Below are 12,602 nucleotides of genomic sequence, written 5' to 3'. Positions count from 1 at the left end.
GTGGCGGAACTTTCAGGAAACAGGTCGGATGAATGACTGTGGGTTGCTGTACGGGGGCTGCGGCGGGAGCCCCTCGAAGCCGTAGGCTTGGGGCGCACGCAAACGAACTGCAACCGGGGGCGGTACCAACCCGTCCGCCCCGGTCGGAAGGAGGCGCTGGGTGATCGAGCTTGAGGGGGTTCCCGAGCTGATCGACCCGGTCATGATCTGTGCCTTCGAGGGCTGGAACGACGCCGGAGACGCCGCCTCCACCGCGGTCGGGCACCTGGACCGGGAGTGGAAGGGCGAGGTCTTCGCCGCCCTCGACGCCGAGGACTACTACGACTTCCAGGTGAACCGGCCCACCGTCGCGCTGGACAACGGGGTCCGCAAGATCACCTGGCCGACCACCCGGCTCTCCGTGGTCCGCGCGGAGGGCGGCGAGAAGACCCGCGACCTGGTGCTGGTGCGCGGTATCGAGCCGAGCATGCGGTGGCGGTCGTTCTGCAACGAGATCCTCGGCTACGCCCATGAGTTGGGCGTCGAGATGGTCGTCGTCCTCGGGGCACTGCTCGGCGACACCCCGCACACCCGGCCGGTGCCGGTCAGCGGTGTCACCTCCGACCCGGACCTGGCCCGCAGCCTGGACCTCGAGGAGACCCGCTACGAGGGCCCGACCGGCATCGTCGGCATCCTCCAGGAGGCCTGCACCCACGCCGGTGTCCCCGCGGTGAGCCTGTGGGCGGCCGTCCCGCACTACGTCTCCCAGCCGCCGAACCCGAAGGCGACCCTGGCCCTGCTGAACCGCCTCGAGGACCTGATCGGCGTCCGCATCCCGCTCGGCGAGCTGACCGAGGACGCGCGCGCCTGGCAGCTCGGCGTGGACCAACTGGCCTCGGAGGACAGCGAGGTCGCCGAGTACGTCCAGTCACTGGAGGAGGCCCGGGACACCGCGGAGCTGCCGGAGGCGTCGGGCGAGGCGATCGCGCGCGAATTCGAGCGCTACCTGCGCCGCCGGGACGGCTCACCGGGCACGCCGGGCGGCCATGCGACGGAGACGGGCACCGGCGGCGTGGCCGACGGCCGCGAGGGCGCCCCGTACCTGCGCGACCCCGGCAGCGGCCACCCCCGGCCCCGGAAGCCGTCCGCGAAGGACGACGATTCCGGCGACGACGCCTCCGGCGACGACGAGGACGCGGGCAGCACCGGCCCGGACGACCGCCCGGACGACCAGGGCTGACTCCGGCGCGCGCCCGGCCTCGCCCTCGGGGGGCCGAGGGCGAGGCCGGGCTCAAAGGCTGAAACCCCCAGGACCCGGGGTCCTGGGGGCTTCACCTCTGGCTGGGGCCGGGGCCGGGCCGAGGCCTACAGGGCTACGCCCAGCAGGGCGTCCACCGCTCGGGAGACCAGGCCCGGGGCTCCCTCGTCCGGGCCGCCGGAGGACGACTGGGCGGCGGCCCAGCGGTCCACGGCCGCCAGGGCCGCCGGGGAGTCGAGGTCGTTCGCCAGGGCCTCCCGCACCTCCTCCACCAGCGCGTCCGCCGACGGGCCGTCCGGCCGTGAGACGGCGGCGCGCCAGCGGGCGAGGCGGGCCTCGGCGTCCCGCAGGACGCCGTCGGTCCACTCCCAGTCGGAGCGGTAGTGGTGGGCCAGCAGCGCGAGCCGGATGGCGGCCGGGTCGACGCCGTCGCGGCGCAGTGCGGAGACGAAGACCAGGTTGCCCTTGGACTTGGACATCTTCTCGCCGTCCAGCCCGACCATCCCGGCGTGCACGTACGACTGCGCGAACGGCCGCTCGCCGGTGAGGACCTGGGCGTGCGAGGCGCCCATCTCGTGGTGCGGGAAGGCGAGATCGGAGCCGCCGCCCTGGACGTCGAAGCCCATGCCGAGGTGGTCGAGGGCGATGGCCACGCACTCGATGTGCCAGCCGGGGCGGCCGGGGCCGAGCGAGCCGCCGTCCCAACTCGGCTCGCCCTCACGGGCGGCCACCCACAGCATCGGGTCCAGCGGGTTCTTCTTGCCCGGGCGCTCCGGGTCGCCGCCGCGCTCGGCGGACAGCAGGCGCATGGCCTCGGCGTCGAGGCGGCTGACCGAGCCGAAGGCGGGGTCCGACTCCACGGAGAAGTAGATGTCGCCCTCGACCTCGTAGGCCGCGCCCGCGTCCCGCAGCCGCTCCACGAGCGGCACGATCCCCGGTATGGACTCGACGGCGCCGATGTAGTGGCGCGGGGGCAGCATCCGCAGGGCCGTCATGTCCTCACGGAAGAGGGCGGTCTCGCGCTCGGCGAGGGCGGTCCAGTCGTCGCCGTTCGCCACGGCCCGCTCCAGCAGCGGATCGTCGATGTCGGTGACGTTCTGGACGTAGTGGACCTGGCGCTTGGTGTCGAGCCACACGCGCTGGACGAGGTCGAACGCGTTGTAGGTCGCCGCATGACCCATGTGGGTCGCGTCGTACGGCGTGATGCCGCAGACGTAGATGCGGGCGACGGGGCCGGGGGTGAGGGTGATCGGTCCCCCGGTCGCGGTGTCGTGGATCCTCAGGTCGCGGCCTCTGCCAGGCAGGGCGGGAACCTCGGAAGCGGGCCAGGCATACATGCAATGAGCGTAACCGGATGCCAGTTCCGGATACGAACCGGACCGGCCCCGCTGACCGTTTGTTGGCCGGATAGGCGGTCTTGCGCATGCGGCCGTGAGCTGCTTGGCCGCTGCTGTCGTGGCCGTCCCGTACGCCCTCGGCTCAGACCGGCGGCCATGGGATGGCGGGCCACTGGCCGCTGGGCGCGGGGTGCACCCCGGTCCGCAGCAGGGCCGCCACCCGCGCCCGCAGCGCCTCGATCTCGGCGTCGGTGATCAGCTTCGCCAGCCGGGCGTGGAGCGGGCCGTCGGCGAGCTGGTCCACCAGCCGGCGCAGCACCTCCAGCATGTCGTCCGGCAGCGGCTCCCCGGCCCATCCCCACAGCAGGGTGCGCAGCTTGTCCTCGGCGTTGAAGGTCACACCGTGATCAATCGCATAGAGCCGGCCACCCGCGGCGGGCAGCAGATGGCCGCCCTTGCGATCGCCGTTGTTGATCACCGCGTCGAGTACGGCCAGCCGCCGCAGCCGTACGTCATCGGCGTGCACCAGCAGCGCGGTGCGGCCCTCGCCGACCTCCGCGAAGCCGACCGCCTTCCAGCCGGGGCCCGGCTCGTCGCCCTCGACGAGCGCGAGCAGTTCGGTCCCGTCGGCGGCCGACCCGCCGGTGCCGTCGGACTCATCGGAGCCCCGGGGCCCGCCGTCGGCCACCTCGACCCACAGCTGGCACATGCCCTGCCCGTACGGCCCGTCGCGCAGCACGGTGGGCGGCACCAGGCCCCAGCCGGTCGCCTCGGAGATCTCGTACGCCGCCACCTCGCGCTGGGCGAGGGTGCCGTCAGGGAAGTCCCACAGCGGCCGCTCCCCCGCCACCGGTTTGTAGACGCAAGGGGCGCTGTGGCCCTCGTACTCGACCGTGCAGTAGAGCACCGCGTTGGACGCCTCGCGGACCCGGCCGCGCACCGTCAGCTCGCCCCGGGCCAGCAGCTCGGACGGCTCGGGGGGCGTCAGGCTTCGCGGCGGTATCCGTTCTGGCGCGGACATACGTGTCCTTCCGGGTCGAGCGGCAGGCTGCACAGCGGGCAGGGCGGCCGGCCGGCGTTGACGACGTCGAGCGCCCGCTTGGCGAAGGCGCGTGCCTGGGTGCCGGTGAGCCGCACCCGCAGCATGGGAGGCCCGTTCACGTCGTCCTGCAGGAGCCGTTCCTCGGCCTCGGCGAGGTCCTCCTCGGACTCGGCCTCCAGCTCGACGAGCGCCTGCGCCTCCACGATCATGCGCTGTTCCTCGCCATCCCAGGCGAGGGCCATGGTGCCGACGCGGAATTCCTCTTCCACGGGGGCGTCCAGCGGTGCGGTGTCGCTGAGTTCGGAGGGGGCGACGGCCGGTACCGGCGCGTTGCCGCCGGTGCGCCGCACCACCTCGTCGAGCAGCTCGTCTATCCGCTCGGCAAGCGCCGCGACCTGGGTCTTCTCCAGTGCCACGCTGGTGGTCCGGCCACCCGCGGACGCCTGCAGGAAAAAGGTACGGCGGCCAGGCAGCCCGACCGTACCGGCGACGAATCGGTCCGGCGGGTCATAGAGGAACACCTGACGGGACAACGTCCTGCTCCATTTGCGTCGACGGGTCGGCTGGTTGACTACTCAGGTCGCGGCTGCCGCGGCGGCGCGGCCGCGCCGCGGGACCACCCTACTGCGCCCGGAGATCATGGTGCCCCCGCGTCGCCACCCACCGCCGCGTCCCCGCCACGGTCGGCGGGGGCATCCGCCCGGGGCACGAGCCCCGCGAAGTCGCCGGTGTCCCCCAGCCGTACGACGAAGGGGCGGGTGGGGGTGTAGCGGATCGCGGTGACCGAGCAGGGCTCGACCGAGATCCGCTGGAAGAGGTCGAGGTGGAGGCCGAGCGCGTCCGCGACGATCGCCTTGATGATGTCGCCGTGCGAGCACATCAGGTAGGTCGCGTCGGCGCCGTGCTCCTCCTCGACCCGGGCGTTCCAGTCGCGCACCGCGTCGACCGCGCGCGCCTGCATGGCGCGCATGGACTCGCCCCCGGGGAAGGCCGCGGCGGACGGATGCTGCTGGACGATGTTCATCAGCGGTTCATCGCCCAGCTCGGCGAGTTTGCGGCCCGACCAGTCGCCGTAGTGGCACTCCCCGATCCGCTCCTCGGCGTGCAGCGGCAGTCCGGGGCGGGCGGCGAGCAGCGGGGCCAGCGTCTCCTGGCAGCGCTGGAGCGGGCTGGCGACGGCGGCGGCGAGCGGCAGCCCGGCGAGCCGCCCGGGCAGCGCCGCGGCCTGGGCGGCGCCGCGCTCGTCGAGGGCGACGCCGGGGGTCCAGCCCGCGAGGACGCCGGCCGTGTTCGCGGTGGACCGTCCGTGCCGGACGAGGATCAGCGTGGGCATGTCTGCCACCCTACGGCCCCTCCGGGCCCCCTCAGGGAGGGTGTCCGCCCGTCGTGCGCGCCTCCCCCCGGTGCGCTTCTTACCCGGGCGAGGCACAATGCCCCGCGTGATCGTGGATTGTGCCATCTACCGGGACGGGTGCCGCACCGAGGGACCCGCCGACTTCTCCGACGCCCTCGACCAGGCGCGTCTGACCGGGGACTCCTTCCTCTGGATCGGGCTGCACGAGCCGACGGAGAAGGAGTTCGAGCTGGTCACCAGCGAGTTCGGGCTGCACCCGCTGGCCGTGGAGGACGCGCTGACCGCGCACCAGCGGCCCAAGCTGGAGATCTATGACGACTCGCTGTTCCTCGTGCTCAAGCCGGTCCGGTACGAGGAGAAGGCCGGGACCGTCACCGCCGGTGAGCTGATGGTGTTCGTCGGTGACTCCTTCGTGGTGACCGTACGGCACGGCGGGGCCAATCCGCTGAGCACGGTGCGGGAGCGGCTGGAGCAGACCCCCGATGTGCTCCAGCACGGGCCGACGGCGGTGATGTACGCGGTCGCCGACGCGGTCGTGGACCACTACCTGGACGTCGCGGACGCCCTCCACGAGGACCTGGACGGCCTGGAGACCGAGGTGTTCGCACCGGAGGGCGGCGGGGGCCAGAACACGGCGGGCCGGATCTACGCCTTCAAGCGCGAGGTGCTCGAATTCCGCCGCGCCACCGGCCCGTTGGCGGAGCCGATGACCCGGCTCGCGGGCGCCGGGGTGCCGTTCGTCCACGAGGGCTCGCGGCCGTTCTTCCGCGACGTCAGCGACCATCTGACCCGGGTGAACGAGCATGTGGAGGGCCTGGACCGGCTGCTGTCGGACATCCTCTCGGCCCATCTGGCGCAGATGGGCGTGCGGCAGAACGACGACATGCGGAAGATCTCCGCCTGGGCGGCGATGGCGGCGGTGCCGACGCTGATCGCCGGTGTCTACGGCATGAACTTCACGCACATGTGGGAGCTGCGCCAGCCCTGGGGCTATCCGGCCGCGCTGGGGCTGATGGCCGGAGTGATCGCGCTGCTGTACCGCATGTTCAAACGGCGCGGCTGGCTCTGAACGACGCCCGGCCCTTCGGGACCGGGGTTCAGGCGAACTCGGGCGCCTCGGGGGCGGCCGTCTCCGAGGCCCCCAGCGCGTCCCGCCGCTCGGGCATCCGCAGCGTCACCATGCGGCGCCAGCCGCCCAGCCGCTCGTACCCGTACCCGGCCTTGATGCCCGCCGTCAGCACCGCGGTCTTCCGCTTCGACCAGCCGAGGATGCGCCCCATCTGCGCCAGCACGGCGAGGCTGACGCACCGGTGGACCTCCATCTCGACGAGCGCGCACTCCCGTAGCGCCCGCTGGATGGTCCGGCCGTACCCGGCGGCGGCCAGCCGCAGCAACTCCTCGTGGCAGTAGGCGAGGTGGTTCTCCTCGTCCTTGGCGATCATCGTGACCGCCCGGCCGACCTCCGGATGGTCACCGAAGCAGTCGCGCAACATGGTCATCTGCGCGGCGGCGCGCTGCTCGGTGACCCGGCTGTGGGCGAGGTAGAGGACGATGTCGTGCTCGGTGAGCGGGTCGTCGCGGCGCAGCTTCTCGTGGGCGAGGCCGACGCCGCGGGCCTCCAGCAGCATGGTGTAGTCCGTCGCCCGCGGCACCTCCACCGGCTCCAGGCAGCGCTTGCGGAGCAGGGCGTTGAAGATCCGGCCGTGCTTGTCCTCGTCGGCGCCATGGCGGGTGATCTTGGGGGCGAGGGCACGCTGGCTGTCGGGCACGAGGGCGGCGATCCGGCCGTTCTCCCAGCCGCCCTGCGCCTCGCCGCTGGCCGCGATGGAGCAGAACAGCCGGAACGACTCGTCGTTCCCGAGGATCTCCTGGAAGACGCTTTTCGCCGAGAGCATGACTGCCACCTCCGGGCACGGCATGCGCGATGGTCGCGATGTCCGCGCTGAAAAGAGTCAAATGCCGGGTATCGACAGTGGCAACAGGTGGGGCGTCCGGCTCATCCGTACGAGGGAATCACGAGCGAATACGGAGGGCCCCGCCGGACGCGTAACCCGGCGGGGCCGGAGGCGTTGTGCTCGGTGACGGCCGTGGCGGGGAAGACCCCCGAGCCCCCACCACGGCCGCGGAAACATCCGCCGCGCGAGCCCGGCTACGCCAGCCCCGCGCGCTCCAGCGCCTCGACACCGGCCCGCAGCCCGGCCACCCGCTCCTCCAGCGTGAATCCCGCGGGGCTGAGCGACAGGGTGGTGACACCGGCCTCGGCGTACGCCCGCATCCGGTCGGCGATGCGCTCGACCGGGCCGAGCAGCGTGGTGGAGTCGATCAGCTCGTGCGGGACGGCCGCGGCGGCGCCCTCCTTGTCCCCGGCCAGGTACTTCTCCTGGATCTCGGCGGCCTCCTTCTCGTACCCCATGCGCTGGGCGAGCTTGTTGTAGAAGTTCTGCTTGGCGCTGCCCATGCCGCCCACGTAGAGCGCGGTGTACGGGCGGAACTGGTCGGCGAGGCCGCGGACGTCGTCGCCCACCGCGAGCGGGACGGTGGGCACCAGGTCGAAGCCGTCGAGGGTCTTGCCCGCCTTCTCCCGGCCCGCCCGCAGCGAGCCGAGGGTGGTCGCCTCGGCGTGCTCGGGGGCGAAGAAGATGACCAGCGCGCCGTCGGCGATCTCGCCGGTCTGCTCCAGGTTCTTCGGGCCGATGGCCGCGATGTAGAGCGGGATGTACTCGCGCACCGGGTGCACGGTGAGCTTGATGGGCTTGCCCGGACCGCCGGGCAGCGGCAGGGTCCAGTTGGCGCCCTCGTGGGTCAGCCGCTCGCGCGACATCGCCTTGCGGATGATCTCCACGTACTCGCGGGTGCGGGCGAGCGGCTTGTCGAACCGCACGCCGTACCAGCCCTCCGAGACCTGCGGCCCCGAGACGCCGAGGCCGAGGCGGAACCGGCCACCGGAGAGGGAGTCCAGGGTGGCGGCGGTCATCGCCGTCATCGCGGGCGTACGGGCCGGGATCTGGAAGATGGCGGAGCCGACGTCGATGCGCTCGGTCTGCGCGGCGACCCACGAGAGCACGGTGGCGGCATCCGATCCGTACGCCTCCGCGGCCCAGCAGACCGAGTAGCCGAGCCGGTCGGCCTCGCGCGCCACCGCGAGGTTGTCCGCGTCCATCCCGGCGCCCCAGTAGCCGAGGTTGATTCCGAGCCGCATACCCATGGTGCCGCACCTCTTACTGATCAGTAACGTCGCTGTTCCAGGGACTCTAGCGCGCGAACCCGCGGTACGTCAGGGGTGGGTTATCCACAGGCTGACACGGTCCGCTTTCCGGCCAGTAATCTCGATGTTCATGGAGCGACGTACATGGAGCTAAGGCACCTGGGCCGCACCGGCCTGCGCGTATCCCGGCTCGGGCTCGGCACGCTCACCTGGGGGCGGGACACCGGCGAACATGAGGCGGCGGACCAGCTCAAGGCGTTCTGGGAGGCGGGCGGGACGCTGGTCGACACCGCCGATGTGTACGCGGACGGAGAGGCGGAGTATCTGCTGGGTCGGCTGCTGGAGGGGCTGGTGCCCCGGCGCGATCTGCAGATCGCCACCAAGGCGGGCAGCGTCCCCGACCCGAACCGCCGCTTCGACGGCTCCCGCGGCCACCTCCTGGCGGCCCTGGACGCCTCGCTGGAGCGGTTGGGCACGGACCACGTCGATCTGTGGCAGGTGCACGCCTTCGACCCCGTCACCCCGCTCGAGGAGACCCTGCAGGCGCTCGACATAGCGGTCAGCAGCGGGCGGGCGCGGTATGTCGGCGTGTCCAACTTCTGCGGCTGGCAGCTCGCCAAGGCCGCCACCTGGCAGCTGGCCTCCTCCGGTGCCCACACCCGGCTCGCCAGCACCCAGATGGAGTATTCGCTGCTCCAGCGCGGCGTCGAGCGCGAAGTGCTGCCCGCCGCCCTGGACCTGGGCATCGGCCTGCTGCCCTCCTCGCCCCTGGGGCGTGGCGTACTGACCGGAAAGTACCGCCACATGACGCCCTCCGACTCCCGTGGCGCCTCCGAGCTGGCCGCCTTCGTCGCCCCGTACCTCGACGAGGAGGCGAGCCGGATCGTCGACGCCGTGGCCATCGCCGCCGACGGCCTGGCCACCAGCGCCCTGCACGTCGCGCTCGCCTGGGTGCGCGACCGCCCGGGCGTGACCGCGCCCATCGTGGGCGCGCGCAACGCCCGGCAGTTGCGCACGGCGCTGTCGGTGGAGGCCCTTAGTCTTCCGGACGAGATCTGCCAGGCGCTCGACGATGTGTCGGCGCCCGTGCACCGCTATCCCGATCAGGACTGGAGCACGCTGTGACGACCGACCACCTCGCCGGCGACCCCCCGCCCGAGGAGGCCACCGAGGCGAGCGCGGACCGCGCCGCGCCCGCCGATGCCCAAGCGGCGCCGTCGGCGCCGGGGAGCCCCGCCGACGGGCCCGGCGCCGCGTCAGCAGCCGCCCGGCCGGGCGACGAGCCGGAGGAGGCCGCCCCAGCGGACGCGGAGAGCGCCACGGCAGGATCGCCCCGGCCCGAGGCCGGAGGCGGCGCCCCGGCGGACGCGCACGCCGAGACCGGCACCGGCGCATCGGGGGGCCCCGCTCCCGCGGATGCCCCCGGGCAGACACCCGGCGGGGCCGGGGCGGGATCCGGCGGGCGGTCGGCTGCCGCCGAGGCGCTGGCCGCCGCCGTGCGGGCCGTGGAGAGCGGGGAGCGGTCGGCGGCGTCGTTCTTCAACGAGCCCCGTCCGGCCGCGCCCGCCCGGCCACGCGCGGCCGCCGCCCCCGCGCCCGAACCGTCCCGTGCCCCCGGCCCGGCTCCCGTCCCGACGCCGGTGCGGCCTGTGGCGGCGGGGATGGACGGAGTCCGGGAGGTGCTGACGGCGGGCGGGGCGCCCGAGGCGCTGACCGCCCCGGTCGCCGAGACCCTGGGCGAGCGCGCCGCCGAGGCGTTGCGCGAGGACCCCTGGCAGCTGCTCGCCGTGCCCGGGGTGCGCCCCGACCAGGCCGATGGGTTCGCCCGTGCCCTGCTGGGGCCGGAGTGCGGGCCGGGCGACGAGCGCCGCTCGCAGGCGCTCACCGGCTGGTTGCTGGAGCGCGCCGCCCTCGAAGGGCACACCGCGCTGGAGTCGTCCGCACTGCGTGCCGCGCTCGCCAAGGTGTCCGTCCCGGACCCGGACGAGGCACTGCGGGCGGCCATCGCGGGCGGCGGGGTGCTGGTCTTCCAGGACGCCCTGGAGGCCCCCGCGGGCGCCCGGCCCGCCGCGCCCGACGCGCCCGACGACGAGGAGGCCGAGCAGCCGGTCCGGGTGCTGCTGGGGCTCGACCGGTACGCGCTGGCCGAGGAGAGCCTGGCGGACGGGTTCGCGCGGCTGATCAGCACCTTCGTCGACGCGCACGAGTCCGCGCCGGACTGGGAGGCGGCCGCCACCGCCGCGCCGTCCCCGTCCGCGGCGGAGCTGATCCGTACCGCCGCGGCACACGGCCTGGTCACGCACAGCGGCGGCGAGGCCGCCCGGGCCGAACCGGCGGCGCTGGTCGCCGCCGCGCAGTCGATGGGGCTGCGGGTCTGCGCCGCCGCGCACAGCGAGGACGGCAGGCGGCGGCTGGCCGCGGAGGTCGGCGCCGACGCGGCCGTCACCGTCGCCGGGCTGCTCGCGGGCAGCGAGGGCCCGGGGCGCGACGAGGACGGCGCGCTGGCGGTCGACCTGATCGCCGTGCTGGACGCCCCCCAGCTGGACGTGGAGTCGGCGGCGATGCTCGTCGAATCCCTGCCGGACGGCGCCCGGCTGGTGCTGAGCGGGGATCCGGGCGTGCTGTGGTCGGCCGGGCCCGGCCGGGTCTTCGCGGACCTGGTGGCGGCCCGCCGCTGCCCGCAGGTGGTCTCCCGTACGCCCGACCCGGGGCCGATCGGCGAGTTGGTCTCGGGCATCGGCATCGGTGAGCTGAACCAGGTGGAGGCACCGGGCAAGGAGGTCGTGATCGTCCCCGTGCGCGACGCGAGCGAGGCGGTGCACCGCACCGTGCAGCTGGTCGCGGACTCGGTGCCGCGCGCGATCGGCGTGCCGTCGGAGCAGACGCAGGTGATCACGCCGGGCCATGGTGGCGCGGCCGGGACGCGGGCCCTCAACGCCGCCCTGAAGGAGCGGCTGAACCCCGGACCCGGCAGGTTCGCCGGGTTCGACCCGGGCGACCGCGTCGTCTACACCCCGGCGCCGGGCCGCGCCCTCCCGGGCACGGTGGTGTCGGCGGACGCCGAGGGGCTGCGGCTGGAGTGCGCGGGCGCGCCGGTGGTGGTGCCCCGTGAGCAGGTCGGCGACCTGGTGCGGCACGGCTGGGCGCTCACCGCGCACCAAGCGGCCGGAGCGCGCTGGCCCGCGGCGGTCGTGGTGCTGCCGGGGGACGCGGCGGCCGGGCTGACCCGGGCCTGGGTCTACACGGCCTTCAGCCGGGGTGAACGGCATCTGTCCGTGGTGCACGGCGCGGAGGCGGCGCTGCCACGGGCGGTCGCGGAGATCCCGTTCAAGGATCGCACCACGCGCCTGCGGACCCTGCTCCAGACCCAGACGCCGCCCACGGGATGACGGGCGGTACGGGCCCTCGGGCCGCGGGGCGCGCGGCCGGAGGGCCCGGGGTGCGGCGTGGTGCGGCCGGGTTCAGCTCCCCGGGCCCAGCACCTCGAGATCGTCCTCGTCCTCCTCGTCCAGCTCCTCGTCGAAGACCGAGCTGACGTCGAAACGGCACACGATCTGCTCCGGATCGGCCTGGTCGAACGGGGCGGACAGCCATTCGCCCGGTTCGGCCGCCTCCTCGACGGCCGAGACCCAGAGGGTCGAGTCGCCCTCCTCCAGGCCGAACTCCTTGTGCCGGGAGGCGATCTCGTCCGGCTCGAACTCGCCGAAGACGACCCCGAGGGCGGCGTGGACGCTTTCCCCGGCGCCGGCCGTCCCACCGCCCAGGCGGCCGCCCCCGGTCTCGAGGTCCGGATCGAGGTCGACGATGCGCTGGGCCTGCGACAGCAGCCGCTGCGGTTCGACGACCGCGTAGTCCCGGCGGATCAGCACGCTGAGCGCGCTGGGTTCGTCCGGCCCCGCGTAGGCGGGGAGGCTGTCGTCGCCCGGGATCTCGAAGGGCGTGACTTCGTCGTAGGTGTCGTAGAGCAGCTCGTCGTAGACCTCGGCTGCCGCCGCCAGTTCGTTGAATGCGGCGTAGACGGCCGGGTCGCCTTCCCCCGACCGGCGTTCGACGGCGTCGAGGTGACGGTCCAGTGCGACTTTCACCGCTTCGGCGGCGGCGCGTACCTCGGCAGCGGATGGCTGCGCAGCATCAGACATAGTGCAGACGCTATCCGTACCAGGGCAGTTCCCGCACAATAGATGCGATGCCGGAATACGAATTCTGCGACGTGTATGTGCCGCGCGGGGTGTCCCGCAACGCCGCTACCCGCCTGCTCACCGACCATGCCGAATACGGACACTGGGAGTTGGATCGACTGAGACTCAACCCCGACGGCAGCCGAAGAGTGCGGCTGCGGCGTCGCATCATCCGCCAGCTCCGCGCCACCTGGTGACGCGCAGCGGGCCCCGCATGATGCGGGGCCCGCTGCGGTCGGACCGGATCGG

At 73.6% G+C, this 12,602-nt stretch carries 12 protein-coding genes; 5 read left to right on the top strand and 7 right to left on the bottom strand.

From position 1 onward, the window contains the following. Positions 1 to 160 precede the first annotated feature (160 nt). Positions 161 to 1,219: a PAC2 family protein gene (locus tag ASC60_RS21325; RefSeq protein ID WP_055553355.1), complete on the top strand. Its 1,059-nt coding sequence runs from the start codon at positions 161 to 163 to the stop codon at positions 1,217 to 1,219. 125 nt (positions 1,220 to 1,344) lie between these two features. On the opposite strand, the gene mshC is transcribed toward ASC60_RS21325, so the two are convergent. The 4 genes from mshC to ASC60_RS21305 all read right to left on the bottom strand — a co-directional run bounded on the left by mshC (position 1,345) and on the right by ASC60_RS21305 (position 4,949). Continuing rightward, positions 1,345 to 2,574, bottom strand: coding sequence for a cysteine--1-D-myo-inosityl 2-amino-2-deoxy-alpha-D-glucopyranoside ligase (gene mshC, locus ASC60_RS21320; RefSeq protein ID WP_055553353.1), 1,230 nt, complete (start codon positions 2,572 to 2,574; stop codon positions 1,345 to 1,347). A 142-nt stretch (positions 2,575 to 2,716) separates the two neighbouring features. Then, entirely contained in the window at positions 2,717 to 3,595 is an 879-nt protein-coding gene (locus tag ASC60_RS21315) for an SCO1664 family protein (RefSeq protein ID WP_079038523.1), read from the bottom strand. Continuing rightward, positions 3,559 to 4,149 carry a DUF3090 domain-containing protein gene (locus ASC60_RS21310; RefSeq protein ID WP_055553352.1) on the bottom strand — a complete coding sequence of 197 codons (591 nt, stop codon included), beginning with the start codon at positions 4,147 to 4,149 and terminating at the stop codon, positions 3,559 to 3,561. Before ASC60_RS21310 ends, ASC60_RS21315 begins: the two co-directional genes overlap by 37 nt. A gap of 104 nt (positions 4,150 to 4,253) precedes the next feature. Beyond that, a complete protein-coding gene (locus ASC60_RS21305) occupies positions 4,254 to 4,949 on the bottom strand; it encodes a histidine phosphatase family protein (protein WP_055553350.1) in 696 nt (231 codons plus the stop codon). 97 nt (positions 4,950 to 5,046) lie between these two features. Between ASC60_RS21305 and ASC60_RS21300 the strand changes: the two genes are divergently transcribed. After that, the gene (locus ASC60_RS21300) at positions 5,047 to 6,039 is read left to right on the top strand and encodes a magnesium and cobalt transport protein CorA (protein WP_055553348.1); all 993 of its coding nucleotides are present in this window, start codon (positions 5,047 to 5,049) and stop codon (positions 6,037 to 6,039) included. 28 nt (positions 6,040 to 6,067) lie between these two features. Here the strand turns inward: ASC60_RS21300 and ASC60_RS21295 are convergent, their stop codons facing one another. Together ASC60_RS21295 and ASC60_RS21290 are read right to left on the bottom strand one after the other, a co-directional pair. Continuing rightward, positions 6,068 to 6,865, bottom strand: coding sequence for a ferritin-like domain-containing protein (locus ASC60_RS21295; RefSeq protein WP_055553346.1), 798 nt, complete (start codon positions 6,863 to 6,865; stop codon positions 6,068 to 6,070). Positions 6,866 to 7,119: 254 nt separating this feature from the next. Then, positions 7,120 to 8,169: an LLM class F420-dependent oxidoreductase gene (locus tag ASC60_RS21290; RefSeq protein ID WP_055553344.1), complete on the bottom strand. Its 1,050-nt coding sequence runs from the start codon at positions 8,167 to 8,169 to the stop codon at positions 7,120 to 7,122. A gap of 150 nt (positions 8,170 to 8,319) precedes the next feature. On the opposite strand from ASC60_RS21290, the gene ASC60_RS21285 reads away from it, so the two are divergent. Both ASC60_RS21285 and ASC60_RS21280 read left to right on the top strand, forming a co-directional pair. After that, a complete protein-coding gene (locus tag ASC60_RS21285) occupies positions 8,320 to 9,300 on the top strand; it encodes an aldo/keto reductase (RefSeq protein ID WP_055553342.1) in 981 nt (326 codons plus the stop codon). Next, positions 9,297 to 11,564 (top strand): helix-hairpin-helix domain-containing protein, encoded by a 2,268-nt coding sequence (locus ASC60_RS21280; RefSeq protein ID WP_055553340.1) that lies wholly within the window; start codon positions 9,297 to 9,299, stop codon positions 11,562 to 11,564. The genes ASC60_RS21285 and ASC60_RS21280 overlap by 4 nt, the downstream gene beginning before the upstream one ends. A gap of 72 nt (positions 11,565 to 11,636) precedes the next feature. Here ASC60_RS21280 and ASC60_RS21275 read toward each other — a convergent pair whose 3' ends face one another. Then, positions 11,637 to 12,314, bottom strand: coding sequence for a hypothetical protein (locus tag ASC60_RS21275; protein WP_055553338.1), 678 nt, complete (start codon positions 12,312 to 12,314; stop codon positions 11,637 to 11,639). Positions 12,315 to 12,361: 47 nt separating this feature from the next. Here ASC60_RS21275 and ASC60_RS39455 point away from each other — a divergent pair, with 47 nt between their 5' ends. Continuing rightward, a complete protein-coding gene (locus ASC60_RS39455; protein ID WP_079038522.1) occupies positions 12,362 to 12,550 on the top strand; it encodes a DUF5703 family protein in 189 nt (62 codons plus the stop codon). The last annotated feature ends 52 nt before the right edge of the window (positions 12,551 to 12,602 follow it).

This window comes from Streptomyces sp. NBRC 110028, from assembly GCF_001417735.1.
GTDB lineage: Bacteria > Actinomycetota > Actinomycetes > Streptomycetales > Streptomycetaceae > Streptomyces.
The sequence above is the reverse complement of the archived record's forward strand: the minus strand, read 5'-3'. Positions and strand labels throughout refer to the sequence as shown.